25 protein-coding genes and 1 riboswitch are annotated in these 23268 nt (G+C 71.7%); of the genes, 10 read left to right on the top strand and 15 right to left on the bottom strand.

Features of this window, described 5'->3' with window-relative positions; all coding sequences use genetic code 11:
• Nucleotides 1-31: 31 nt before the first annotated feature.
• The 4 genes from AQJ91_RS03010 to AQJ91_RS02995 form a co-directional block, all read right to left on the bottom strand.
• Nucleotides 32-985, bottom strand: coding sequence for a hypothetical protein (locus AQJ91_RS03010; RefSeq protein WP_067015809.1), 954 nt, complete (start codon nucleotides 983-985; stop codon nucleotides 32-34).
• Between the two features lie 402 nt (nucleotides 986-1387).
• Entirely contained in the window at nucleotides 1388-1594 is a 207-nt protein-coding gene (locus AQJ91_RS03005) for a YbdD/YjiX family protein (RefSeq protein ID WP_067015806.1), read from the bottom strand.
• Complete coding sequence (locus tag AQJ91_RS03000; RefSeq protein ID WP_067015795.1) at nucleotides 1591-3744, bottom strand: carbon starvation CstA family protein; 2154 nt, start codon at nucleotides 3742-3744, stop codon at nucleotides 1591-1593. The genes AQJ91_RS03005 and AQJ91_RS03000 overlap by 4 nt, the downstream gene beginning before the upstream one ends.
• Nucleotides 3745-3831: 87 nt before the next feature.
• Entirely contained in the window at nucleotides 3832-4053 is a 222-nt protein-coding gene (locus AQJ91_RS02995) for a DUF3311 domain-containing protein (protein WP_067015792.1), read from the bottom strand.
• A gap of 168 nt (nucleotides 4054-4221) precedes the next feature.
• On the opposite strand from AQJ91_RS02995, the gene AQJ91_RS02990 reads away from it, so the two are divergent.
• The 5 genes from AQJ91_RS02990 to AQJ91_RS02970 are packed head-to-tail and all read left to right on the top strand — an operon-like array spanning nucleotide 4222 to nucleotide 9222.
• Nucleotides 4222-5763 carry a sodium:solute symporter family protein gene (locus tag AQJ91_RS02990; protein ID WP_067015790.1) on the top strand — a complete coding sequence of 514 codons (1542 nt, stop codon included), beginning with the start codon at nucleotides 4222-4224 and terminating at the stop codon, nucleotides 5761-5763.
• On the top strand, nucleotides 5760-6347 hold the full coding sequence (locus AQJ91_RS02985) for an RNA polymerase sigma factor (RefSeq protein WP_067015787.1): 588 nt from the start codon (nucleotides 5760-5762) through the stop codon (nucleotides 6345-6347). Before AQJ91_RS02990 ends, AQJ91_RS02985 begins: the two co-directional genes overlap by 4 nt.
• Nucleotides 6344-6646 carry a hypothetical protein gene (locus AQJ91_RS02980; protein WP_067015784.1) on the top strand — a complete coding sequence of 101 codons (303 nt, stop codon included), beginning with the start codon at nucleotides 6344-6346 and terminating at the stop codon, nucleotides 6644-6646. The genes AQJ91_RS02985 and AQJ91_RS02980 overlap by 4 nt, the downstream gene beginning before the upstream one ends.
• Before the next feature lie 33 nt (nucleotides 6647-6679).
• Nucleotides 6680-8461 carry a glycoside hydrolase family 15 protein gene (locus AQJ91_RS02975; RefSeq protein WP_067015781.1) on the top strand — a complete coding sequence of 594 codons (1782 nt, stop codon included), beginning with the start codon at nucleotides 6680-6682 and terminating at the stop codon, nucleotides 8459-8461.
• Between the two features lie 5 nt (nucleotides 8462-8466).
• The gene (locus tag AQJ91_RS02970; protein WP_067015778.1) at nucleotides 8467-9222 is read left to right on the top strand and encodes an SDR family oxidoreductase; all 756 of its coding nucleotides are present in this window, start codon (nucleotides 8467-8469) and stop codon (nucleotides 9220-9222) included.
• A gap of 83 nt (nucleotides 9223-9305) precedes the next feature.
• Here AQJ91_RS02970 and amaP read toward each other — a convergent pair whose 3' ends face one another.
• From amaP to AQJ91_RS02945, 5 genes are read right to left on the bottom strand one after another with little or no spacing between them, the layout of a single operon-like run.
• Nucleotides 9306-9884 (bottom strand): alkaline shock response membrane anchor protein AmaP, encoded by a 579-nt coding sequence (gene amaP / locus AQJ91_RS02965; protein ID WP_067015775.1) that lies wholly within the window; start codon nucleotides 9882-9884, stop codon nucleotides 9306-9308.
• A gap of 5 nt (nucleotides 9885-9889) precedes the next feature.
• Nucleotides 9890-10570 (bottom strand): DUF6286 domain-containing protein, encoded by a 681-nt coding sequence (locus AQJ91_RS02960; RefSeq protein ID WP_067015772.1) that lies wholly within the window; start codon nucleotides 10568-10570, stop codon nucleotides 9890-9892.
• On the bottom strand, nucleotides 10567-10944 hold the full coding sequence (locus AQJ91_RS02955) for an Asp23/Gls24 family envelope stress response protein (protein WP_067016130.1): 378 nt from the start codon (nucleotides 10942-10944) through the stop codon (nucleotides 10567-10569). Before AQJ91_RS02955 ends, AQJ91_RS02960 begins: the two co-directional genes overlap by 4 nt.
• 5 nt (nucleotides 10945-10949) lie before the next feature.
• Nucleotides 10950-11144: a hypothetical protein gene (locus tag AQJ91_RS02950; protein ID WP_067015768.1), complete on the bottom strand. Its 195-nt coding sequence runs from the start codon at nucleotides 11142-11144 to the stop codon at nucleotides 10950-10952.
• Between the two features lie 34 nt (nucleotides 11145-11178).
• A complete protein-coding gene (locus tag AQJ91_RS02945) occupies nucleotides 11179-11664 on the bottom strand; it encodes an Asp23/Gls24 family envelope stress response protein (protein WP_107122323.1) in 486 nt (161 codons plus the stop codon).
• 85 nt (nucleotides 11665-11749) lie between these two features.
• Between AQJ91_RS02945 and AQJ91_RS02940 the strand changes: the two genes are divergently transcribed.
• Entirely contained in the window at nucleotides 11750-12472 is a 723-nt protein-coding gene (locus AQJ91_RS02940; RefSeq protein ID WP_067015764.1) for a nucleopolyhedrovirus P10 family protein, read from the top strand.
• A 118-nt stretch (nucleotides 12473-12590) separates the two neighbouring features.
• Here AQJ91_RS02940 and AQJ91_RS02935 read toward each other — a convergent pair whose 3' ends face one another.
• The 3 genes from AQJ91_RS02935 to AQJ91_RS02925 all read right to left on the bottom strand — a co-directional run bounded on the left by AQJ91_RS02935 (nucleotide 12591) and on the right by AQJ91_RS02925 (nucleotide 15739).
• Complete coding sequence (locus AQJ91_RS02935; RefSeq protein ID WP_067015761.1) at nucleotides 12591-13403, bottom strand: enoyl-CoA hydratase/isomerase family protein; 813 nt, start codon at nucleotides 13401-13403, stop codon at nucleotides 12591-12593.
• 141 nt (nucleotides 13404-13544) lie between these two features.
• Nucleotides 13545-13766: a helix-turn-helix domain-containing protein gene (locus AQJ91_RS02930; RefSeq protein ID WP_004002281.1), complete on the bottom strand. Its 222-nt coding sequence runs from the start codon at nucleotides 13764-13766 to the stop codon at nucleotides 13545-13547.
• A 374-nt stretch (nucleotides 13767-14140) separates the two neighbouring features.
• On the bottom strand, nucleotides 14141-15739 hold the full coding sequence (locus AQJ91_RS02925; protein ID WP_067015759.1) for an ABC-F family ATP-binding cassette domain-containing protein: 1599 nt from the start codon (nucleotides 15737-15739) through the stop codon (nucleotides 14141-14143).
• 369 nt (nucleotides 15740-16108) lie between these two features.
• Between AQJ91_RS02925 and AQJ91_RS02920 the strand changes: the two genes are divergently transcribed.
• A complete protein-coding gene (locus AQJ91_RS02920; RefSeq protein ID WP_067015756.1) occupies nucleotides 16109-16522 on the top strand; it encodes a VOC family protein in 414 nt (137 codons plus the stop codon).
• A gap of 13 nt (nucleotides 16523-16535) precedes the next feature.
• On the opposite strand, the gene AQJ91_RS02915 is transcribed toward AQJ91_RS02920, so the two are convergent.
• The 3 genes from AQJ91_RS02915 to AQJ91_RS02905 form a co-directional block, all read right to left on the bottom strand.
• Entirely contained in the window at nucleotides 16536-17945 is a 1410-nt protein-coding gene (locus AQJ91_RS02915; protein ID WP_199847828.1) for a hypothetical protein, read from the bottom strand.
• Nucleotides 17946-18115: 170 nt separating this feature from the next.
• The gene (locus AQJ91_RS02910) at nucleotides 18116-19243 is read right to left on the bottom strand and encodes an alpha/beta hydrolase family protein (RefSeq protein ID WP_067015751.1); all 1128 of its coding nucleotides are present in this window, start codon (nucleotides 19241-19243) and stop codon (nucleotides 18116-18118) included.
• Nucleotides 19244-19578: 335 nt separating this feature from the next.
• Nucleotides 19579-20310: a class II aldolase/adducin family protein gene (locus tag AQJ91_RS02905; protein ID WP_067015748.1), complete on the bottom strand. Its 732-nt coding sequence runs from the start codon at nucleotides 20308-20310 to the stop codon at nucleotides 19579-19581.
• A gap of 196 nt (nucleotides 20311-20506) precedes the next feature.
• Between AQJ91_RS02905 and AQJ91_RS02900 the strand changes: the two genes are divergently transcribed.
• The 3 genes from AQJ91_RS02900 to AQJ91_RS02890 all read left to right on the top strand — a co-directional run bounded on the left by AQJ91_RS02900 (nucleotide 20507) and on the right by AQJ91_RS02890 (nucleotide 22892).
• Nucleotides 20507-21256 carry a lysozyme gene (locus AQJ91_RS02900; protein WP_067015745.1) on the top strand — a complete coding sequence of 250 codons (750 nt, stop codon included), beginning with the start codon at nucleotides 20507-20509 and terminating at the stop codon, nucleotides 21254-21256.
• Nucleotides 21257-21400: 144 nt separating this feature from the next.
• A complete protein-coding gene (locus tag AQJ91_RS02895; protein WP_067015742.1) occupies nucleotides 21401-22636 on the top strand; it encodes an inorganic phosphate transporter in 1236 nt (411 codons plus the stop codon).
• Nucleotides 22637-22670: 34 nt separating this feature from the next.
• Nucleotides 22671-22892: a hypothetical protein gene (locus AQJ91_RS02890; RefSeq protein ID WP_067015739.1), complete on the top strand. Its 222-nt coding sequence runs from the start codon at nucleotides 22671-22673 to the stop codon at nucleotides 22890-22892.
• 136 nt (nucleotides 22893-23028) lie between these two features.
• Nucleotides 23029-23168, top strand: a riboswitch (cobalamin riboswitch).
• Nucleotides 23169-23268 lie beyond the last annotated feature (100 nt).

The raw sequence follows: 23268 nt of genomic DNA, 5'->3' as shown, positions 1-23268 counted from the left end.
GGCGCGGCGCGGGCCACCCGTAGTACCGCTCTCACTTCCGGCGGCGGCCGGTCAGCTGGTCCCGCCAGTAGCGGAAGGTGCGTTCCGGCTCGGGCAGCAGGGCCCAAGGGTGGCGGGTCATGTGGCGGCCCATGCGCTGGAAGACGAGGCCTGCCTCGGCCGGGCGGTGGGCGCGGATCAGGGCGAAGGCGAGGACGTTGAGATCGATGACGGCCTCGGCGTGAGGTGCGGCGGCCGTGTGGAACCAGCGGGAGAGGGCCGTATCGATCTCCTGTACCGCCCGGGGTTCGTTCCAGTGACCGCCCTCACCGAGCGCGGCGAGACCCGTCTGATCCTGGCGGTGGGCGACGAGTTCCACACGGGCCGCCACCGGCAGCAGGGCGATCGGCGATCCGTGCGGTGCCCGGAAGGCGGCCTGCCAGGCGAAGTCCATCATGTCGGGGACCGCGCCGTGCCCGCGCGGGGACAGATACCGCAGCAGCAGATGGTAGGCCGCCCGATGCCAGGGCGCGCGCTCGACGGCCTGGGTCCACACGGGCACGGCGTCCCGCACCGGTACGGCGCAGGCGTGCATCAGGGACAGCAGCGCCAGCCAGGGCGTCGGGTCCTCCGGGCTGGCCGCGGCGGCACGCAGACACGTCTGTTCGGCCTGCCGGACCGCGGAGTCTCCCTCGGCCGGGGCCCGGGCCGACCGGACGAAGGCACGCAGGACCAGGGCGTCACCGTCGTCGGGCCGGTCGGCGGCCCATCTCTCGGAGACCACGGCCGGCAGGCCCTGGGCGAGGACGGAGACCCGGTGTGCACGACGGTCCCAGTCGCGTCCGGTGGCGCGCAGCAGTTCCGCCACCGGCTCCCACAGGGGGCTGCTCCGGCCCGCGCCGAGACCGTGGAGCTGCTGGGCGGGCCGGAGTTCGAGCAGGGTCCTGTGCAGGATGTGGTCGTCGAGTTCGGGGCGGATCAGCGGGGATGGTCGGCGTCTCAGCATCTGTCTCTCGCCACCGGCGGACCGGCGCGGGTCGGCAGCGCGGGCGGGCCGGCGAAGGTCGGGGGCGGAAGGTGTGCGGGGCGGGCGCGGCACCAGGGCTGGGAAGGCACGCCCGCCCCGCGGTCGGGGCAGCATCTGGGTCTCGCCACCAGCGAGCCGACACGGATCTGCAGCGCGGGCGGGCCGGCGAAGGTCGGGGGCGGAAGGTGTGCGGGGCGGGCGCGGCACCAGGGCTGGGAAGGCACGCCCGCCCCGGGGCATCTGGGTCTCGCCACCAGCGAGCCGACACGGATCTGCAGCGCGGGCGGGCCGGCGAAGGTCGGGGGCGGAAGGTGTGCGGGGCGGGCGCGGCACCAGGGCTGGGAAGGCACGCCCGCCCCGCGGTCGGGGACGCCTGGGGCGTCAGCAGCAGCGGCTCTGCGGATGCTCCTCGCGACGCAGTGTCCGCAGCACCTCGTACTCCCGCCGGGTCGGCACCGGAGCCTGCGGGTGGTGACGCCGATGCCGCTCGCAGTAGCGGTCGTACTCCGCCTCCCCCGTCAGCTCGCGCAGGTACCAGCGCACGGTCTGCATGGTCCGAGTGGCCCGCGTCCGGATCAGGGCCGTCACGAGCGCGCCCCCACCAGCGGTTCGGCGGACTGCTCCGGAACGTCGATACGGGACTCGACGTACGGCGCCTCGGTCGTCGGCAGCGGCTCCGGCGCGCGGACGGCGCGGACGCACACCACGGCGCAGTTGACCAGGACGGTGAGGACCAGCAGCAGGAAGACGGCCATGAGCACACCGTCGACCGTGTTGTTGAGCACGATGGTGTGCATGTCGTCCATGGTCGTGGCGCCCGGCAGGAGCTGGCCGTCCTCGATGGCCTGCGCGTACTTCTCCCGCAGGGCGAAGAAGCCGATCGCCGGGTTGTCGGAGAAGATCTTCTGCCAGCCGGCGGTGAAGGTGACGGCCACGTCCCAGGCGAGCGGGATGCCGGTGACCCACGCCCAGCGCAGCTTGCCGTGCTTGATCAGCAGGGTGGTGGTGACGGCCAGGGCGACCGCGGCCAGCAGCTGGTTGGCGATGCCGAAGAGTGGGAACAGCTGCTTGATGCCGCCGAGCGGGTCGGTGACACCGGCGTAGAGGAAGTAGCCCCAGGCACCGACGACCAGGGCGCTGGTGATCCAGACGCCCGGCTTCCAGGTGACCCGGCCGATCGGCTTCCAGACGTTGCCGAGCATGTCCTGGAGCATGAAGCGGCCCACCCGGGTGCCGGCGTCCACGGTGGTGAGGATGAACAGCGCCTCGAACATGATCGCGAAGTGGTACCAGAAGGCCTTCATCCCGGCGCCGCCGAGCACCCCGGCGAAGATCTCCGACATGCCCACGGCCAGGGTGGGTGCGCCACCGGAGCGACCGACCAGCGTCTCCTCCTCGACGGCCTTGGCCGCCTCGGTGAGCTGGTCCGGGGTGATGGTGAAGCCGAGGTTCTTCACCGCCTCGGAAGCGCTCTCCACGGTCGGGCCGAGCAGCGCGCCCGGCGAGTTCATCGCGTAGAACAGGCCCGGTTCGAGCACGCAGGCGGCGATCAGCGCCATGACGGCGACGAAGGACTCCGTGAGCATGGAGCCGTAGCCGATCATCCGGACCTGTGACTCCTTCTGGATCAGCTTCGGGGTGGTGCCGGAGGAGACCAGGGCGTGGAAGCCGGACAGGGCGCCGCAGGCGATGGTGATGAACAGGAACGGGAACAGCGACCCGGCGAAGACCGGTCCGGCCCCGGTGGAGGCGAATTCGGTCACCGGCTCGGCCTTGAGCACGGGGGCGGCGATCACCACGCCGACGGCCATCAGGGCGATGGTGCCGACCTTCATGAAGGTGGAGAGGTAGTCACGCGGGGCCAGCAGCATCCACACCGGGAGCACGGAAGCGACGAATCCGTAACCGACCAGGCAGAAGACCAGGGTCTCGGGGCTCCAGACGAAGTACTCGGCGAGCGAGGAGTCCTGGATCCAGCCGCCGCCGAGGATGGCGAGCAGCAGCAGCGCCACGCCGATGACGCTGGTCTCCACGACCCGGCCGGGCCGCAGGTAGCGCAGGTAGAAGCCCATGAAGAGGGCGATCGGGATGGTCATGGAGACCGAGAAGGTGCCCCACGCGGACTCCGCCAGTGCGTTGACGACGACCATCGCCAGCACCGCGAGCAGGATGATCATGATGGCGAAGACGCCGATCAGCGCGGCGACACCGCCCACCTTGCCGATCTCGTCCCGCGCCATCTGGCCGAGGCTCTTGCCGTCCCGGCGCATGGAGAGGAACAGGACGATCATGTCCTGCACCGCCCCGGCGAAGATGACGCCCACGATGATCCAGATGGTGCCGGGGAGATAGCCCATCTGCGCGGCCAAGACGGGGCCGACCAGCGGGCCGGCGCCCGCGATGGCCGCGAAGTGGTGGCCGAACAGCACCCGCTTGTCGGTGGGGTGGTAGTCGACGCCGTCCTCCAGCCGTTCGGCCGGAGTGGCGCGGGTGTCGTCGAGCTGGAGGACCCGCCGGGCGATGAACCGCGAATAGAAGCGGTAGGCGATCGCGTACGAGCCGAGGGCCGCCACGACCAGCCAGACGGCCGAGATCTCCTCGCCCCGGGACAGGGCGAGCACGGCCCATCCGGTCGCGCCGGCCAGCGCGACCGCGCTCCACACCAGGATCGACCGCGGGGTCATACGGGTGCGCGGGGATGGTGGCCCCCCGGGGTCCGGGAGAGCGGATTCGGGCATGGCTGACGTAGACATGGCGGCTCCTCACCGAGGCGGTGGTGTTGGGGTGGTACGGGTGGTGCGAACGGCGAATGCCGGGTTCGTGGATCAGGGACCGTTGCGTCCGTGCCTGCTCAGCGCGTACGCGGCGAGCAGGCAGAGTCCGCATCCCGGGACCCAGGCGAGCTGGTACCAGTAGAAGAACGGCGTGCCCGCCAGACGCGGGCTCGCACCGGCGTACCAGGGGACCCACAGCAGACCCGAGGCGGGCGCGAGGAGCAGTACGGCGATCGCGACGCGCCGTAGCCGGTGATGACCGGTCCGTGCCATGACCTGCACTCCTCTCCCGTCCGCTTGTCGGTCTGTGCAAGAGTTGCCCACCCGCCGAGAACGGTTGACAAGGAATTTCCAGAAGATTTCCCGTCGTTTTCCGTCCTCCGAGCGAGCCCTCCGCGCAACTGGTCGGTGAGGGCACAGGCACACCAAGGACGGTGACCCATGGCCGACGGCGCCATGACCGCGACGTTCCTCGCCGTGATCGGCGGAGCGTCGCTGCTCGCCGTGACCGCGCGGCGCCTGCACCCGAGCGACCGGCTGCCCTCTCTGGAGGGCTGGGCGCTGGCCGACCGGAGCCTCGGCCCGGTGTGGACCTGGCTGCTGCTCGGCGGCACGATCTTCACCGCGTACACCTTCGCGGCCGTACCGGGACTGGCGTACGGCAACGGCGCGCCCGCCTTCTTCGCGGTGCCCTACACGGTGATCGTCTGCCCGCTGGCCTTCGTCCTGCTGAGCCGGCTGTGGTCGGTCGCCCACCGGCACGGCTATGTGACCGCCGCCGACTTCGTGCGCGGGCGGTACGGCTCGCCGCCGCTGGCCCTGGTGGTCGCGCTGACCGGGATCCTGGCGACGATGCCGTATCTGGCGCTGCAACTGCTCGGGATACGGGCGGTACTGACGGCCGGCGGTGTCTATCCGCGGGGCGCGGCCGGGGACCTGGTGATGGTGGCGCTGTTCGCGGGGCTGGCGGTGGCGACGTACCGGCACGGGCTGCGCGCGCCCACCGTCATCTCGGCGCTCAAGGCGGTGGCCGTGTTCGTCTCGCTCACCGCCGTGACCTGGCTGGTCTTCGAGCGGCTCGGCGGTCCGGGCAAGGTGTTCGACGGGGCCGCGCACCGGCTGGGCAGCCCGGCACTGGTGCTGACGCCGGAGCAGCAGCCCGCGTACGCGACCCTCGCCCTCGGCTCGGCGCTGGCCCTGCTGATGTACCCGCACGTGCTCACCGCCTCCTTCGCCGCCGACGGTCCGCGCACCCTGCGCAAGGTCGCGGTGGCCCTCCCCGCCTGGACGGGACTGCTCGCGCTGTTCGGCTTCCTCGGCATCGCGGCCCTCGCGGCGGGGGTGCGGGCGCCGGAGGGCGGCGCCGAGTCCGCCGTGCCGATGCTGGTCGACCGGCTGATGCCGGGGCCGCTGGCCGGGCTGGTGTTCGGCGCGATCACCGTGGGGGCGCTGGTCCCGGCGGCCGTGATGTCGATCGCGGCGGCGACCAGCTTCGTACGGAACGTATACGTCGAGTACGTCCATCCCACCGCCACGCCCAAGCGCCAGGTGCGCATCGCCAAGGCGGTGTCGCTGACCGCGAAGGTGGGGGCGGCCGGCTTCGTGTTCGGGCTGCGCGACCAGGACGCCATCAACCTCCAGCTGCTCGGCGGCGTGTGGATCCTGCAGATCTTCCCGGCCGTCGCCATCGGGCTGTTCACCGGGCGGCTGCATCCGCGGGCGCTGTTCGCCGGCTGGGCCGTGGGCATGGCGGCCGGGACCGTCATGGTGGTGCGCGAGGGCTTCTCGTCCATCGTGACCCTGGGCTTCGGACCGCTGGAGATCTACGCCGGGCTCGCCGCCCTGCTGCTCAACCTGACCGTCGCGGTGGCCGGCACCGCGGCCCTCGAACGCCTCGGCGTCCCGCGCGGCGCCGACGTGACCGACCTGCCGTCCCGCCTGACCGTCAGGCGGCGCCCCGAGACGGGAGCGAACCACCCGTGAGACGCAGACAGCCGGCTCCCCTACAGGAGCCGCACACCCAGCCACCGGCCGAGCCCCTCCTGCCCGCGCCGCGCGACCCCGCCGAACTGGAGCGCGAGGCCGCGCTCGCCCGGCTCTTCGAGCTGCACTACTCCTCGATGCTGCGGCTGGCCGTGCTGCTCGGCGCGGACGACCCGGAGAACGTGGTGGCCGAGGCGTACTACCAGATCTACCGCAAATGGCGGCGGCTGCGGGACGTGGAGGCGGCGGAAGCCTATCTGCGCTCCACCGTCTGCAATCTGACGCGGATGCGGATACGCCACCTCCAGGTGGCCCGCAGGCATGTGGAGAACCCCCCGAGCCCGCCCGTCGACATCGTCGCCTCCGCTGAGAGCACCGCACTGCTCCGCGACGACCAGCGCGTCCTGATCGACGCGTTGCAGCAGTTGCCCGCCCGGCAGCGCGAGGCGCTGGTGCTGCGGCACTGGCTCGGGCTGAAAGAGAGCGAGATCGCCGCCGCGATGGGCATCTCCAGCGGCTCGGTCAAGACCCATACGGCGCGCGGACTCGCCGCCCTGACCCAGGCGATGGAGGCCCGGCGATGACGCATCGAGATGCGACTCCGTCGCGTGGCACCAGCCCGGACCGCACGGAACGGGAGCTCCAGGAGGCCCTCGCCGCACTGGCGGACGGGGTGCGGGCGGCCCCCGACGCCTACCGCACGGCACGCGGCGAGTGGCTGCGCCGCGAACGCCGGCGGCGGCTCATCCTCGCCGTGCTGATCGCCGTCGTGTTCACCCTGGCGACACTGATCGGCCTGTGGGTGCTCAACCAGGCGCCGGCGGATCCCGGCGTGATCTTCTCGGGCGTGGGCGACACGTCACTCGCCCGGCCCCACCCCTGATTGCCCCCGGGGTCCGGCGGGAACCCGCACCCCGTGCACCGTATCGAGGACTACGCCCTCATCGGCGACGAGCAGACCGCGGCCCTGGTCGGCAAGGACGGCTCCGTCGACTGGCTGTGCCTGCCCCGCTTCGACTCGGCCGCCTGCTTCGCCCGGCTGCTGGGCGATGAAGAGAACGGCCACTGGCGCATCGCCCCCGAGGGCGCGGACACGTGCGCCCGCCGCGCCTACCGGCCCAACACCCTGGTCCTGGACACCGAGTGGGAGACCGACGCGGGCGCCATGCGCGTCACCGACCTGATGCCGCAGCGCGACCGCGCCCCCGACCTGGTCCGCATCGTCGAGGGCCTGCGCGGCGAGGTGACCGTCCGCAGCACACTCCGGCTCCGCTTCGACTACGGCTCGATCGTGCCGTGGGTGCGCCGCTCCGACGGCCACCGGGTCGCCGTCGCGGGCCCCGACTCGGCATGGCTGCGCAGCGAACCCGAAGTGCGGACCTGGGGCGAGGACTTCGGCACATACTCGGAGTTCACGGTCGCCGAGGGCGAGAGGGTGGCGTTCGTCCTCACCTGGCATCCCTCGCACGAGCCGCGCCCGCCACTGGTCGACCCGTACAAGTCACTGCACACGAGCGTCGAGGACTGGCAGGCATGGGCGGCCCGCTGCCACTACGACGGCCCGCACCGGGACGCCGTGGTCCGCTCCCTCATCACCCTCAAGGCCCTCACCTACGCGCCCACCGGCGGCATCGTCGCCGCCCCCACCACCTCCCTCCCCGAGGAGCTGGGCGGCGTACGCAACTGGGACTACCGCTACTGCTGGCTGCGCGACTCCACCCTCACGCTCGGCGCGCTGCTCGCCGTCGGCTACCAGGAGGAGGCCGAGGCGTGGCGCAACTGGCTGCTGCGCGCGGTCGCGGGCGACCCGGCGGACCTGCAGATCATGTACGGGCTGGCGGGCGAGCGACGGCTGTCCGAGTTCCAGGTGCCGTGGCTGCCCGGCTTCGCCGGCTCGACACCGGTACGGATCGGCAACGACGCCGTGAACCAGCTCCAGCTGGACGTGTACGGCGAGGTCATGGACTCCCTGTCGCTGGCCCGGCGTTCGGGCCTGTCCGCCAAACCGCAGATGTGGGCGATCCAGGCCGCCCTGATGGAGTGGCTGCGGTCGGAGTGGCAGCAGCCCGACGAGGGACTGTGGGAGGTGCGCGGCGGCCGCCGCCACTTCGTGCACTCCAAGGTGATGGTGTGGGTGGCCGCGGACCGGGCGGTGCGCGCGCTGGAGCACGATCCGGAGCTGCAGGGCGACCTGGACGGCTGGCGCGCGATGCGCGACGAGGTGCACCGCGAGGTGTGCGACAAGGGCTTCGACCCCGAACGCAACACGTTCACGCAGTCCTACGGCTCCGCCGAACTCGACGCCGCACTGCTGCTCATCCCGCGCGTCGGCTTCCTGCCGCCGGACGATCCGCGCGTGATCGGCACCGTCGACGCGATCCGCGAGGAGCTCGACCACGGCGGCCTCCTGCTCCGCTACAGCACCGACGGGAGCGTCGTCGACGGACTGCCCGGCCATGAGGGCACGTTCCTGGTGTGCTCGTTCTGGCTCGCGCACGCGCTGCACACGACGGGCCGTAAGCAGGAGGCGCGGGAGCTGTTCGAACGGCTGACGGGGCTCGCGAACGACGTGGGTCTGCTGTCCGAGGAGTACGACCCGTCGTCCGGCCGCCACCTCGGCAACTTCCCGCAGGCCTTCAGTCACATCGGCCTGGTGAACACGGCCCTCGCCCTGTTCGGGCCGGACGGGGCAGGATAGGGGCCATGGATCTTGGACTGAAGAACCGGGTGTACGTCGTCACCGGGGCCACGCGGGGTCTCGGCAACGCTGCCGCGCGCGAGCTCGTCGCCGACGGTGCGAAGGTTGTCGTCACCGGGCGGGACGAGAAGAGGGCGCTCGCCGCGGCGGCCGAGTTGGGGCCGAACGCCGTCGGGGTGGCCGTCGACAACGCCGATCCGGAGGCGCCGGCGCGGCTCATCGCCGTCGCGCGCGAGCGGTTCGGCGGGTTCGACGGCATCCTTGTCAGCGTCGGGGGGCCCGCGCCGGGGTTTGCCGCCGACAACACGGATGAGCAGTGGCAGGCGGCGTTCGAGTCGGTGTTCCTGGGAGCGGTGCGGCTCGCGCGGGCGGCAGCGGCGGAGTTGGAGGCGGGGGGTGTCATCGGGTTCGTGCTGTCCGGGTCCGTGCACGAGCCGATTCCCGGGCTGACGATTTCGAACGGGTTGCGGCCGGGGCTCGCCGGGTTCGCCAAGTCGCTTGCGGATGAGTTGGGGCCGCGGGGGATTCGGGTTGTGGGGCTGTTGCCGGCCCGTATCGATACGGATCGGGTCCGTGAGCTGGACGGGATGTCCGCGGATCCGGAGGCGACGAGGGCGGCGAATGAGTTTCGGATTCCGATGCGGCGGTATGGGTTGCCGGAGGAGTTCGGGCGTACGGCGGCGTTCTTGTTGTCTCCGGCGGCTTCTTATCTGACGGGGATCATGGTGCCTGTGGATGGTGGGATGCGGCACGGGTTCTGAGTGTTCGGCCGCGGGCCGGTGGGGGCTGGTCGCGCCCACGCGGCGGAGCCGCATATCGATACAGCCCCGCGCCCCCGAGTTTCTCAACTCACCCTTTCTGCACGGTGCTTGACGCCCCTCAAGCGGACCTCTGCCGGGAGTGACGCCAGGCCCGCTGAATCGCGTGCGTGCGTCAGCGCCTGAGACGTGAGGTCGGTCAATGCCGTCCCGAGGTCCACGTGTGGTTCCAGCAGGAGCCTCACTCGGGCCTCGGGGGCGCTGCGGCGGCCGGTCAGGTGGGCGTGCGCTCGCTGTACGCCCTCCAACTCGCCTGCCTCGCTTGCCAGTACGCCCTCCAGGGCCCGGCCGCGCAGCAGTGCGCCCTCGCCGTCGCCCGTGTCGACCAGGACCTCGGCGAGGCGGTGCCGGCGTAGCACCGCGGTCAGCCACCACAAGGCGAGCAGGACGAGGACCGCGAGTACGGCGAGGACCGTCGGCCACCACCAGCCGTCGTCCCGCCAGCGGGTGCGCTCGGCGTCGCTGAGCAGAACGTCGTGCTGGTCGTCGTGGATCCACCAGGAGGGGGACGGAGCGCCCAGTCCTACGGCGAGCACCGACCCGCCGACGACGAACAGCACCAGTCCGGCCACGCCGAGCAGTACCCGGTTCACGATCCTCAGCATCGTCCTCACCCCTTCCGTCCGGGCCGCCGCACGTGTACCGACAGCGCGGGCGGGCGGGACAGCCCCAGCCCTCTGATGGCGTCGGCGAGGGCGACGTCCAGGTCGGTGCGTACTTCGTCCAGTTCGCGGAAGCGGGAGACCGCGCGGACGTCGGCCCGGGCGCGTCCCATCCGGACCCGTACCGACTGCACTCCGGAGACCTCCATGGCCCGGTCGCGCAGGACCAGGGCGGCCAGGTCGCGGTGCAGGCCGGCGCGGACGTCGGGGTGGGTGCGGCGCATCGGCAGCACCGCCCGCAGGCCGGGGGTCGCGGCCAGCACGATCAGCCAGAGGCCGAGGGCGGCGGCGATGCCCGCGCCGACCAGGACCCAGGTGTCGTCGAGGGGGCGTTCGGCGAGCTGGTGGGCCAGTTCGCGGCGCCAGCGCATGGCGGGCCGGTCGGCGCGGACGGCCGCGATGTCGTAGAGGAAGGCGCCCGCGGCGAGCAGGAGCAGCAGCGCCGCGATGCCGGCCGGGACGCGGCGCGCCGACCAGAAGCGGCGCTCGCGGCCGTCCTCGCCGTCGAGGACGGGTGGTGGTTCGTACGCCGCCGCCGAGGCGGACTGGTCGAGTGTGTCGGTGCCGGTCGCCTTCTCGATGACCGGCAGTCGTTGTGTGGTGCCCTCGGAGCCCTGGGACTCGCTCATCGCGTCCTTCCCTGTGCCGCACCGCGCGCCGGGTGCAGCCGCTCCACGTGGACGACGACCTCCGGCACCTCCATGCCCACCAACGCGCCTACCCGTTCCACGACATGACGACGCACCCGGGCGCAGCGGGCGCCGATGTCGCAGGGGTAGTCGAGTTCGAGATGGAGGCGGACCCGGGCGGTTTCGTGGTGCACGACGACGTTGGCGGATGGCGGCGCGGTGTCCTCGCTCAGTTCGCCGACGGCCTCCCGCGCGGCCTGCGAGGCGATCTTCGCGACGACCCGGTCGGCGATCCGCGTCTCACCGCGCTCGCCGGGCGGGACGACGGCCGGGGGTCTGCGGAGTTCCGCGGTTCCCTCGCTCACCGACGTCACCGGTGTCACCGCCGCCCGTCGCGCCGGTCGTCACGCGGGCGGAAGAAGTCGCCGAGCTCGAAGTCGCCCTCCAGGAACCGGCCGGCGACGAACCCGACGGCGCCCAGCGCCGCGACCAGCAGGAAGGCGCCGAACCCGCCGAAGTACCCGGCGAAGCCCAGCGCCATGCCGGCGATCAGGCCGACCACGGCCAAACTCATGGTGTGCTCCGTTCGGTTGTCGGTTGCGGCCGCGTCACTGGAGCCGGGTCTCCGGCTCCTCTTCCTCTTCGTCCGGCAGCTTCACGTCGCTCACCGCGATGTTGACCTCGACGACTTCGAGGCTGGTCATCCGCTCGACCGCGGCGATGACGTTCTCCCGCACGGCCCGTGCGACGTCGGCGATCGACACGCCGTACTCGACGACGATCTCCAGGTCGAGCGCGGTCTGCACCTCGCCGACCTCGACCTTGACCCCGCGTGTCACGGCTTTCGTGCCGCCGGGCACCCGGTCCCGTACGGCCCCGAAGGTACGGCTCAGTCCGCTGCCCATCGCATGGACACCCACCACCTCCCGCGCGGCCAGCCCCGCGATCTTCTCCACGACGCCGTCGGCGATGGTGGTCCGCCCCCGGCTCCCGGGGGCTCCGCCCCCGCGCTTGGTGGGCTTGCGGGTCTGTACCGGTGACTCCGGATCGCCCTCAGAGTTCTGCGTCCGGTCCTGCTCCGTCATGTCGGCCATGGCCGGTCCCTTCCGATTGGTCCTCCTTCGACCACGGTAAGCGCGGTTGCGGCGTCGCGCGCCGTGGATGCGGCAGGCTGGAGGAATGACGGCGGACCGGTGGACGCAGGCAGTACGGCATCAGCTGGGGCTCGGCAGACTCCTGCCGCTCGGCGGCGCGCGCGACGGCGCGTGGATCTTCGAGGAGGCGGCAGGGGCCGTGCTGCGGCGCGCGGCGGAGGACCTGCGCGGCGTACGCCTGGACACGCTCCGCATCGAACTTGCCGACCCGTCGTTCGACGCGCACCCGCCCGCCGTACCGCTTCCGCCGAGCGCCTTGCCGCCGGGCGCCCTGCGGGTGACGGCGGATTTCGAGGCGACGGCGGCCGGACCACTGCCGACGACGGCGGCGCGTCTTCGTACGGCGCTGGCAGCCGCGGCGACGGAACGGCTCGGCCTGACGGTCACAGAGGTCGACCTGCGGGTGACGGCCCTGCTGGACGAGGATCCGGAACCGTCCCCCGTACGCCGGCCCGACCCGCCCCGGGCGACGGAGCCCCGCGACGCCGACGAGGAGCACGTGGCGACGGCCGCGCTGTCGGTCCCCGGCGTGCTCCAGCTGACGGGCACGCCCGGCGGTCTGGGCCGGGCGGTACACATCGAGGAACGCCAGGACGGAACGGCCCTGCCACACCGGCACGTACGCCTGGAACTGGCGGTGAGCGCGGACCGCCGGGCCGTGGAGGTGGCCCGGGAGGTCCGCGCGAAAGTGGGGGCAGCGCTGAAGGATCACCCGACGGTGGCGGTACTGGTGACGTCAGTTACTTGATCGCACCTGGCTGTGGGCAGGCGTTCCGCACGGCGATGGGGTCCCCCCGCTCGAGCGAAGTCGAGAGTGGGGGAGGGTGGGCACAGCGACAGACGCCGGGCGCCTCTTCAACAACGGTTCATTCGCCGACGCCCGCCAAGTCCCGCAGCCTCCGAGCCTGTGCCGCCCGCTCCGCGACGCGCTGAGCCTCGTAATCCCGGCTCTGCGCCCCGCGCAACAACGCCTTGGTCTCGATCACCGCATCCCGCGGCGCGGCCAGAATCGCCCCGGCCAGATCCCGTACCGCATCGTCGAGCTCACCCACCGGAACGGCGACGTTCGCCAGCCCCGTACTCACGGCCTCCTCGGCCAGCACGAAGCGCCCGGTCGCGCAGATCTCCAGCGCGCGGGCGTATCCGACGAGGCCCACCAGCGGATGCGTGCCCGTCAGGTCCGGCACCAGCCCGAGACTCGTCTCGCGCATGGCGAACTGCACGTCGTCGGCTACGACGCGCAGGTCACAGGCGAGCGCGAGCTGGAAGCCCGCCCCGATGGCATGTCCCTGCACCGCGGCGATGGACACGATGTCGCTCCGTCGCCACCAGGTGAAACCCTCCTGGTACTCGGCGATGGTCGCGTCCAGCTCGGCGTCACTGCCACGCGCGAGGTCGATGAACGACGGCTCGCCGTCGAAGCCCTCGGGCGTGAACGCCTGCCGGTCGAGTCCGGCGGAGAAGGACTTGCCTTCGGCACGCAGCACAACGACCCGGACCGACCCCGGCAGCTGCCGCCCGGCCTCGGTGAGCGCCCGCCACAGAGCGGGGCTCTGCGCGTTGCGCCTGGCCGGGTTGGTCAGCGTCACCGTGGCGATCGCGTCGTCGACGGTGAGCCGTACGCCGTCCTTGTCGAGTGCGGGTCCTTCAGGAGCGACGTCCTGTTCGGGCGAAGCCATGGGGCGCCTCCGATGGGTGCGGTCATCCTGGATGCCGTAGCAACAGTGCCCTACGAGCATCCCTAAGTGACTGCACAGTAACCACCCGGCCGATCAGCCGATCGACCGGGTGGCCACCATCGAAGCCGATGGCCGTCCGGGTCAGGACGAAGCGGCCTTCTTGCCCCGCGTCGCCCCGCCACGCCCACGAAGCGTGACGCCCGATTCGCTGAGCATCCGGTGTACGAAGCCATACGAGCGGCCGGTTTCCTCGGCCAGTGCCCGAATGCTCGCACCGGAGTCGTACTTCTTCTTCAGGTCTGCCGCGAGCTTGTCGCGCGCGGCGCCGGTTACCCGGCTGCCCTTCTTCAGAGTCTCGGCCACCCGTGCCTCCTCATGGGAAGTGCGCTCTGGTCTCCTCATGATCACCCCTCCAGGGCTTCATGGCCACCCATTCGGCAAGGTCCGTGAGACAAGGTTTTGACGACAGGAGCACGTCCCCACAAGCGGAATCTGTGATTCCACAGAGTCTTGTCCGTACGGCCGAACGGGTTCTTGCGCGAAGTACCAGGTCAGGGACGCACGACGGCCGAGCCCTTGTCGATAAAGGGCTCGGCCGGGAAATTGATGTAGGACACACCTCGGTACGAGGAGATCTCACACAGATGATGGATCACGGATCGGCCGAATGATCCATACGCAGTGGATCACCCCTTCGATCAAGCGGTGCTGACCCTCTGTGGGTGCCGCCGGCGTGCTCAGGCGAGGGCGACGAGGTCCGCGTAGTCGGAGCCCCACAGGTCCTCGACGCCGTCCGGGAGCAGGATGATCCGCTCCGGCTGGAGGGCCTCCACGGCGCCCTCGTCGTGGGTGACCAGGACGACCGCGCCCTTGTAGGTGCGCAGCGCGCCGAGGATCTCCTCGCGGCTGGCCGGGTCGAGGTTGTTGGTCGGCTCGTCCAGCAGGAGCACGTTCGCCGAGGAGACCACCAGGGTCGCGAGCGCGAGGCGGGTCTTCTCGCCGCCGGACAGGACACCCGCCGGCTTGTCGACGTCGTCGCCGGAGAACAGGAACGAGCCGAGCACCTTGCGGACCTCCACGAGGTCCATGTCGGGGGCGGCGGAGCGCATGTTCTCCAGGACCGTGCGGTCGGCGTCCAGGGTCTCGTGCTCCTGGGCGTAGTAGCCGAGCTTGAGGCCGTGGCCGGGGACGACCGCGCCGGTGTCGGGCTGCTCGACGCCCGCGAGGAGCCGGAGCAGGGTGGTCTTGCCGGCGCCGTTGAGGCCGAGGATGACGACGCGGGAGCCCTTGTCGATGGCGAGGTCGACGTCGGTGAAGATCTCCAGGGAGCCGTACGACTTCGACAGGCTCTCGGCCGTCAGCGGGGTCTTGCCGCAGGGCGCGGGCTCGGGGAAGCGGAGCTTGGCGACCTTGTCGGAGGCGCGTACCGCCTCGAGCCCGGCGAGCAGCCGGTCGGCGCGCTTGGCCATGTTCTGCGCGGCGACCGTCTTGGTGGCCTTGGCGCGCATCTTGTCGGCCTGGGAGTGCAGTGCGGCGGCCTTCTTCTCGGCGTTCTGCCGCTCGCGCTTGCGGCGCTTCTCGTCGGCCTCGCGCTGCTGCTGGTAGAGCTTCCAGCCCATGTTGTAGACGTCGATCTGAGCGCGGTTGGCGTCCAGGTAGAACACCTTGTTGACGACCGTCTCGACCAGGTCGACGTCGTGGGAGATCACGATGAAGCCGCCGCGGTAGGTCTTGAGGTAGTCGCGCAGCCAGACGATCGAGTCGGCGTCGAGGTGGTTGGTCGGCTCGTCGAGCAGCAGGGTGTCCGCGTCGGAGAACAGGATGCGGGCCAGCTCGATACGGCGACGCTGACCGCCGGAGAGCGTGTGCAGGGGCTGGCCGAGCACGCGGTCGGGGAGGTTGAGTGCGGCGGCGATGGTGGCGGCCTCGGCCTCGGCGGAGTACCCGCCCTTGGTGAGGAACTCCGTCTCCTGGCGCTCGTACTGCCTGAGCGCCTTCTCGCGGGTGGCGCCCTGGCCGTTGGCGATGCGCTGTTCGTTCTCGCGCATCTTGCGGATCAGTACGTCGAGTCCGCGCGCGGACAGGACGCGGTCGCGGGCGAGGACGTCGAGGTCGCCGGTGCGGGGGTCCTGCGGGAGGTAGCCGACCTCGCCGGAGCGGGTGATGGTGCCGCCGGCGGGGACGCCCTGGCCGGCCAGGCACTTGGTGAGGGTGGTCTTGCCGGCGCCGTTACGGCCGACCAGGCCGATGCGGTCGCCCTTGGCGACGCGGAAGGTGGCGGACTCGATGAGGACGCGGGCACCGGCGCGCAGCTCGATACCGGAGGCGGAGATCACGGACAGACTCCAGGGCGGGGAGGGGTGGCGGGATGGGCGGCTGAGGACGTTCCCGCCGTCTAATGCGCGAGGAGAATGGCCATGGGCCAAGTCTAACGGGGCCGTGCAACCACTTTTTCTGGGCGCGGGTGTTCGGACCTTGCCTGACAGTACGGGCACCTTCCTGACCAGGTCGGGCGAGGAGTGGCGCTGCGGCGGCGTGACGTACGGCACGCGGGGGGGTATGGGGTAGCGCCCGAGCGCGGCAGCGCGTGCAGAAGGCGCTCCGCCGAAGGCCCGGAGCTCCGTCTGCAGGGCGTTGTCAGTGGGCGCTGCGAGACTGGGTGATGGCCGATGTTTCCGGCAGGTGATCACGAGGGAGTGGTCGGTATGGCAGGCACGGGCGGTGGGCGTCCGAGCATCTTTCCGACGCTGGTGTACGCGGACGCGAAGGCGGCGATCAAGCAGCTCACGGAGGCCTTCGGGTTCACCGAGCTGGCGGTCTACGAGGGCGAGGACGGCACGGTCGCGCACGCCGAGATGGTGCAGGGCAACGGCGCGGTGATGCTCGGCACCAAGGGCACGGGCAGCGCCTTCGACAAGGTGATGAAGGACGCGGGCACGACCGGGGTGTACGTCGTCGTGGACGACGTCGACGCACACCACCGGCGGGCCGTGGAACACGGCGCGGAGATCCTGATGCCCCCGACGGACCAGGACTACGGCTCGCGGGACTACATGGCCCGGGACGTCGAGGGCAATGTGTGGAGCTTCGGCACGTACGCCCCCGCGATAGAGGGCTGAGGACCGCCTCCGCTCAGCTCCTCCCGGTGTGCACCTGGAAGGCGGCGCGGCGGACGGCCTTCGCGAGGGCCGGGTCCGGGTGTGCGGCGGCGAGGGCGACCAGGACCTGCACGGTGCGCGGGTGGCCGACGGCGCGCACCTCGTCGAGGAGCGCGGGCACGGTCGGCTGCACCGCGGCCTCCAGGTGCCGCACGAGCAGCGGGGCCTCGCCGTGGTCGGCGACCGCGGCGGCGGTGTCGACCCACAGCCAGGTGGCCTCTTCCCGGGTGAGGATCTCGTGCGCGTCCTCGGGGTCGAAGCCGTCCTGCTCGGCCAGCCACAGCAGGGCGTACGGCCGCAGCGTCGGCTCGTCGGCCACGGAGCGTACGTCGGGCTCGGCGGGGGCGCCGACGACCCGCAGCGCCTCGAAGGCGAGGCCGCGCAGCAGGGCGTCCTCGCCGCGGGCGGCGTCGAGGAGTTCGGTGACGGCGCTGCCGACGGGGCGGGCGGCGAGCCAGGCGCGGTATTCGTCGCGGGCCGCCTTCGGCCGAAGCTGGGCGCAGCCGCGCAGCATGTCCTCGGCGGCCTGCTCGATGTTGCCGGCGGGGCTCTGCGCGGCGACGCAGATCTGCTCCAGCTTGACCCAGACCGCCCAGCTGCCGAGCGGGGTGAGGGTGGCCTGGCCGTCGCCGTAGGTGAGGGCGCCGACGGAGGCGAGGGCGTGCAGGGCCCATTCGAGGAGGGGGGCGAGCGGGGTGTCCTCGGCCTCGGGCGGCGTCGGCTCGGCGACCGGTTCGGTCTGCGGGCCGTAGGGGATCTCGCAGCGTTCGGTGCGCAGTTCGGTGACGCGCTGCTCCAGCAGGTCCAGGAGCTGCTCGACCGGCACGGGGCCGGCGGACAGCTGGAGGAAGGAGAGCACCTGCGGCATGGCCGAGACGACCTCGGCGACTCCGCCGGGACCGTGGTCGGCGGGTTCCGGGTGGGCGAGCGACCAGGCGTCGAACAGGGCGACCCAGCCGCGCAGGACGGCGCTGTCGTCGCGGTCCCAGGCGCGCAGCCGCCAGCCGGGGCGGGCGCTGTCGCCGTGCACCTCGACGAGGCCGGCGAGGCGGGCGGTGTCCCAGTCGGCGCGGACCTGAGCGACGGTCAGGTCCAGGTCCTGGGCGGCGCGTTCGGCGGTGGCGTCGGAGAGGGTGGCCTTGCCGTCGGCGGTCGCGCCCTCGCTGCCGGGGCCGAGGGCGGTGTCGGCCCAGCGGGCGAGGCGGGCCGCGGTGGCCAGACCTGAGCGAGCCATTCTGGCCAGCTCGGCCTGGGCCGGCGTGCCCTCCGGAGGGCGTGGTTCGGGGCGGCGCGAGCGCCGCTGGTTCATCGCTCGGGGGGCGGCGGCCAGGGGTCGCGGGCGGACGAGTCGAAGCCTGGAGTCGCGCGGGATACGGGACGTCACGGGTGCAGTCTTCCGGTTGACGGTCCGAAATCCCAAACGGAATGTCACGAGGGGCGACAGGGATGGCCAATGCACGGGGGCTCACGAGCGGCCAGGGACCCAGAACAGGCCAGTGGTACGGGGTTAAACGGAATCGGTGGGACCGGGGGTGTGGCTGGATGTTCGGGGTGTCACATCAGGGGCGTGAGGAAGCGGCGCAGCGCCTCCTCGTAGGCGTTCGGGTCGGCGTTCCACATACAGCCGTGCGGGGCGTTCTTGACGGTGTTGAGGGCGACCAGGTTGGGGTGGGCCGCGGCGAGGCGGCGGGTGAGGGTCCAGGGGGCGACCGTGTCGTCGGGGCCGTGGAAGACCAGGGTCGGCACGGTGGGACGGTCAAGGGCGGCGGCCTCGGCGCTGCGGTCGGCGTGCAGGCCGGTGCGGCCCTGCGCGGCGCGGACCGCGAGCGGCAGCAGTGCGCCTGGGGTGCGGCGGGCTGTGGCGAGGGCGCGCAGCGTGGTCTCCCAGCTGAGCACCGGGGAGTCCAGGACGAGCCCGGAGACGTGGTCGCGCAGGCTCGAGTGCGCGGCGGCGCGCAGGGCCATCGTGGCGCCGGTCGACCAGCCGTGCAGCACGAGTTGCCTGGCGCCGTGCCGCACGGCGTGGCGCATGGCCGCGTCCAGGTCCCGCCACTCGGTCTCGCCGAGGTGGTGCAGGCCGTCCGGGGAGCGGGGTGCGCCGGGGTCGCCGCGGTAGGCGAGGGCCAGGACCGGGAAGTGGCGGCGGGTCAGGAACTCCATGAGGTTCATGCAGTGCTCGCGGGTGGGGCCGAGGCCGTGCACGGTGATGACCCAGGTGTCCCGTGCGCCGGGCACGAACCACGCGGGCAGGGTGCCGAGTTCGCCCGGGATGTCGATGTCGGCGTGGTCCAGGCCGAGGGCGGTGCGGGGGTTGCCGACGTGGACGTTCGGGGTGAGCCACACCTTGTCGCCGGGCTGGAGGGTGCCGTGGGTGACGCGTTCCAGGCGGCGTACGACGGTGTCGGCGGAGTGGGGCGCCGTGTCGAGGACGGGCCCGACGACCGCGTGCGAGCCGTCGCCGGCGAGGCCGTAGGTGCCGGGGCGCAGGGCGGCCAGGTCACGGGTGAGCGCGATCTGGCCGGCGGCCGTGGCGTGCACGGTGAGCCGGGGTTCGGTGGGCAGGGGCCGGCCGGCCGGCGCCTTCAGCGCGGCATCGCTGGCGAGCCGCCCGGCGGCGACACTCGCCGCGCCGGCGGCCAGGGCCACGGTGACGGCAGCGGCCGCCGCTCTGACAGTGCGCACGGGTCCAGTGTCCCGGCGGACGCCTGGACCGGCCAGCGGGAGGACGGTTCCGGGTGATGTGCGGTGGGCGCGCGGGGGAGCTCGGCGCTGGCGGACAGATGCATCGTGGGTCAGGGCCGTTGCGGCGGACAGGGATGACCGGCCTATGAGAGGGGCGGCGTGTGGACAAACCGACGCGCGGATGGACGGCGCACGGAGGAACCGGCGCGCAGACGGACCGGCCCCCGCCCCCGGATGGACGGCGCACCGACGGACCGGCCCCGGGCAGACCGGTGCACAGACCAGCCGGCGCGCAGGTGGACGGTGCACGGACGAACCGGCGCACGGGCGAAGCCCTACTTGCGCTGCCCGTACCCGCGCAACCGCTCCCCCACCTCCGCCACCTGGTCCTCCGACAGGAGTGTCGGTGACAGGCCCGGTACCGAGCTTGCCGTCAGCCAGACGTGGCACATCCACTCCAGTTGGGCCGTGCGGTCGAAGGCCTGGTCGAGGGTGGTGCCGTAGGCGATCGTGCCGTGGTTCTGGAGGAGGCAGGCGGTGCGGGTGGTGAGGGCTTGGAGCATGTTCTCGGCCAACTCGTCGGTGCCGTATGTCGCATACGGGGCAACCCGGACGGGGCCGCCGAGGGCGGCGGCCATGTAGTGGATCAGCGGAAGCTCGCGGACGAGCGTGGAGACGGCTGTCGCGTGGACCGCGTGGGTGTGGACGACGGCGCCGGCGTCGGCGGCGCGGTAGACCGCGAGGTGCATGGGGAGTTCGCTCGTCGGGACCAGCGTGCCGAGAACCTGACTGCCGTCGAGGTCGACGCCCGTCACGTCGTCCGGCGTCAGCCGGTCGTACGGCACACCCGACGGCGTGACCAGCACCGTGTCGCCGACGCGCACCGAGACGTTGCCGGAGGTGCCGACGACCAGGCCGTCGGAGACCGTCCGGCGGGCCGTGGCGACCAGGGCGTCCCAGGCCCGCGCCTCCTCGGGGCGCACACCCCTCCCCCACGCTTCCGGCACTCCCTGTGCGCCCTCCCGCGCACCCCGTCCGCCCCCTTGGTCCCGCCGCTGCTCAGTCATGCCGCGATCCTGCCAGGCGCGGCCTCAAGTCGCCGCCGGGCCGGGGCACTTTAGGGGGGAAGACGGACGTCCGGGAGGGCGCGAACCCGGATACGCGCCACGCTCCCACTGCTTGGCCGGAGAGCGCCGAGGAAGCCCGGATCTTCCAGTAACCTCTGGGGGATTTGTCGTGCACGTCGCCATTCCGGGGGGAAATATGGCCCGTGATCGCAAACCGTCCCGTCACCGTTCCCGCGTGGTCGCGGCCTCCGTGGCGGCGCTCGCCATGGGGTGGACCGCGCTCGCCGAGATTCCGGCCTCGGCGGTCGGCAAGCCCAAGGGAAACGACGTCTCGTCGCACCAGAAGAACATCAACTGGCAGAGCGCGAAGTCCAAGGGCGCCCGGTTCACCTACGTCAAGGCGACCGAGTCCCACACCTATCGCAACCCGTACTTCAACCAGCAGTACAACGGCTCGCGCAACGCGGGCCTGGTCCGGGGGGCGTACCACTTCGCCCTGCCCAACAAGTCGTCCGGCAAGACGCAGGCGCAGTACTTCGTGCGCAACGGCGGCGCCTGGAGCGGGGACGGCTGGACTCTGCCGCCCGCGCTGGACATCGAGTACAACCCGTACAGCAAGCACAAGTGCTACGGCCTGGGCAAGCAGAAGATGGTCAGCTGGATCCAGTCGTTCAGCAACGAGGTGAAGCGGCTGACCGGCCGCCGGCCGGTGATCTACACGACCACCCACTGGTGGAACACCTGCACCGGCTCCAGCCGAGCCTTCGCCTCGAACCACGCCCTGTGGGTCGCCCGCTACAACTCCTCGAGCGCGGGGACGCTGCCGGCGGGCTGGTCGTTCTGGACGATCTGGCAGTACGACAACGGCAGCGGCAGCCTGCCGGGTGACCAGAATCTCTTCAACGGCTCCCTGAACCAGCTGAAGGGGTTCGCCCGGGGCTCCTAGCCAAGCGGCGTCCGGGCCGTGCGGTGTCGGGCGGAGCGACACCCGCCTCTTCCGGACACCGTGCGGCCTGCCTCAGTTCACCTTCCGTTCATCCAGGTTACCTACGTTCGTCCGGCCAATGACCTCGAACGATTGCCTGGGTAAATGGAAAGCTTCTCGCTGATCCTCGCGATTGTGGTGGTAACCGCACTCGTGTTCGATTTCACGAACGGTTTCCACGACACCGCCAACGCGATGGCCACCACCATCTCGACCGGTGCGCTCAAGCCCAAGGTCGCGGTGGCCATGTCCGCCGTGCTGAACCTTGTCGGCGCCTTCCTCTCCGTGGAGGTCGCCAACACGATCTCCAAAGGTCTCGTCGACGAGACCGGCATCCGTCCCGAGGTCATCTTCGCCGCCCTGGTCGGCGCGATCCTCTGGAATCTGCTGACCTGGCTGGTGGGCCTGCCCTCCAGTTCCTCGCACGCCCTGATGGGCGGCCTGATCGGCGCCACCATCGCCTCGGCCGGCTTCGGCGCGGTCCACGGTGACGTCCTGGTCACCAAGGTGCTGATTCCCGCGGTCGTCGCCCCGCTGGTGGCGGGCCTGGCCGCGATGCTCGCGACCCGTCTGACATACACCCTCGGCAAGAAGGCCGACGGCAAGGCCTCCGAGAAGGGCTACCGCGCCGGGCAGATCGCCTCCGCCGGCCTGGTCTCGCTCGCCCACGGCACCAACGACGCGCAGAAGACGATGGGCATCATCACCCTCGCCCTGGTCGCCGGCGGCACCATCGCCCCCGACTCCGACCCGCCCACCTGGGTCATCCTCTCCGCGGGTGTCGCCATCGCGCTCGGCACCTACCTCGGCGGCTGGCGCATCATCCGCACCATGGGCAAGGGCCTGACCGACCTCCAGCCGCAGCAGGGCTTCGCCGCCCAGACCAGCGCCGCGACGGTCATCCTGGCCTCCTCCCACCTCGGCTTCTCCCTCTCCACCACGCACTCCGTCTCCGGTTCGGTGATGGGCGCGGGCCTCGGCCGCAAGGGCGGCGTGGTCCGCTGGTCCACGGCCACCCGGATGTTCGTCGCCTGGGGCCTGACGCTCCCGGCCGCCGCCATGGTCGGCGCGATCGCCGAGTACGTCACCGGCTTCGGCGCCTGGGGCACGGCACTCGTCGCCGTCTTCCTGGTCGCCTCCAGCGCCGCGATCTGGAAGCTCTCCCGCCGCGAGGTCGTCGACCACACGAACGTCAACGAGACCGGGGAGCCGGCCGGCGTCGTCACCACGGCCATGGCCGCCGTCACCCCGCCCCCCACGGGCGCGGTCGCCGAGGAGTTCGCGGCCACGGTCCCGGCCCCGGCGACCGAACCGGCGACCTCTCCGGCCACCACGGTCTGAGCCCCACCCACCCGGTAACGAAGGAAGCAGCAGTATGAAGATCGACTGGGCGGCACTCGGCTCCGTCTTCGGGGTCAGCCTCGTGGTCACCGTGGCCCTGGTGGGCCTGTTCACCCTCGGCATCACCGGCCTGTCCCGCCACGAACGCGCGACGGCACAGGGCGGCTCGGCCGCGCTGGCGGTCACGGCGGCGTACGCGTGCTTCGCGGCCTGCGCCGCGGCCGTGGCGTACGGGATCTATCTGATCGTCGCCTGACCTGCGACACCGACTCCGGAAGTGGGGTGCGGGACGGACTCTCCGTCCCGCACCCCACTTCTCTTGTGACCCTCGAGACCACGCGCGTGTGGGCCTCAGCACACTCTCCCGTCGCAGGTCAACGGCAAGTTGACGGCCCTTCCAACCCCGTGGTGGACTGCCGGAGCCATGTACGGCGGCAGGAGAGGAAGCCGGTGCGAATCCGGCGCGGTCCCGCCACTGTCACCGGGGTAGCAATCCCCGGGAGCCAGGAACTCTCACCGCCGGTCTCGTCGAACCAGGGCGTGGACACCCTGAGTGAGGACATATCGCCATGCGCGGCTGCCGACTGAGGCTCAACGCCCCGTCCACCGACCGAGCTCTGCCCGACCCGACG

It is taken from the genome of Streptomyces dysideae (genome assembly GCF_001514305.1).
Classification (GTDB): domain Bacteria; phylum Actinomycetota; class Actinomycetes; order Streptomycetales; family Streptomycetaceae; genus Streptomyces; species Streptomyces dysideae.
Note: the sequence above shows the minus strand (reverse complement) of the source record. Positions and strands in the feature narration are given on the sequence as shown.

Excerpts from the sequence above, each read along its gene's own strand:
- AQJ91_RS02940 (WP_067015764.1), top strand. The coding sequence starts at position 11,750 with ATGACGGCGGACCGGTGGACGCAGGCAGTACGGCATCAGCTGGGGCTC.
- AQJ91_RS02970 (WP_067015778.1), top strand. The coding sequence starts at position 8,467 with ATGGATCTTGGACTGAAGAACCGGGTGTACGTCGTCACCGGGGCCACG.
- amaP (WP_067015775.1), bottom strand. The coding sequence starts at position 9,884 with ATGCTGAGGATCGTGAACCGGGTACTGCTCGGCGTGGCCGGACTGGTG.
- AQJ91_RS02945 (WP_107122323.1), bottom strand. The coding sequence starts at position 11,664 with ATGGCCGACATGACGGAGCAGGACCGGACGCAGAACTCTGAGGGCGAT.
- AQJ91_RS02995 (WP_067015792.1), bottom strand. The coding sequence starts at position 4,053 with ATGGCACGGACCGGTCATCACCGGCTACGGCGCGTCGCGATCGCCGTA.
- AQJ91_RS02980 (WP_067015784.1), top strand. The coding sequence starts at position 6,344 with ATGACGCATCGAGATGCGACTCCGTCGCGTGGCACCAGCCCGGACCGC.
- AQJ91_RS02935 (WP_067015761.1), bottom strand. The coding sequence starts at position 13,403 with ATGGCTTCGCCCGAACAGGACGTCGCTCCTGAAGGACCCGCACTCGAC.
- AQJ91_RS02950 (WP_067015768.1), bottom strand. The coding sequence starts at position 11,144 with ATGAGTTTGGCCGTGGTCGGCCTGATCGCCGGCATGGCGCTGGGCTTC.
- AQJ91_RS02920 (WP_067015756.1), top strand. The coding sequence starts at position 16,109 with ATGGCAGGCACGGGCGGTGGGCGTCCGAGCATCTTTCCGACGCTGGTG.
- AQJ91_RS02960 (WP_067015772.1), bottom strand. The coding sequence starts at position 10,570 with ATGAGCGAGTCCCAGGGCTCCGAGGGCACCACACAACGACTGCCGGTC.
- AQJ91_RS02900 (WP_067015745.1), top strand. The coding sequence starts at position 20,507 with ATGGCCCGTGATCGCAAACCGTCCCGTCACCGTTCCCGCGTGGTCGCG.
- AQJ91_RS02905 (WP_067015748.1), bottom strand. The coding sequence starts at position 20,310 with ATGACTGAGCAGCGGCGGGACCAAGGGGGCGGACGGGGTGCGCGGGAG.
- AQJ91_RS03000 (WP_067015795.1), bottom strand. The coding sequence starts at position 3,744 with ATGCCCGAATCCGCTCTCCCGGACCCCGGGGGGCCACCATCCCCGCGC.
- AQJ91_RS03010 (WP_067015809.1), bottom strand. The coding sequence starts at position 985 with ATGCTGAGACGCCGACCATCCCCGCTGATCCGCCCCGAACTCGACGAC.
- AQJ91_RS02890 (WP_067015739.1), top strand. The coding sequence starts at position 22,671 with ATGAAGATCGACTGGGCGGCACTCGGCTCCGTCTTCGGGGTCAGCCTC.
- AQJ91_RS02990 (WP_067015790.1), top strand. The coding sequence starts at position 4,222 with ATGGCCGACGGCGCCATGACCGCGACGTTCCTCGCCGTGATCGGCGGA.
- AQJ91_RS02895 (WP_067015742.1), top strand. The coding sequence starts at position 21,401 with ATGGAAAGCTTCTCGCTGATCCTCGCGATTGTGGTGGTAACCGCACTC.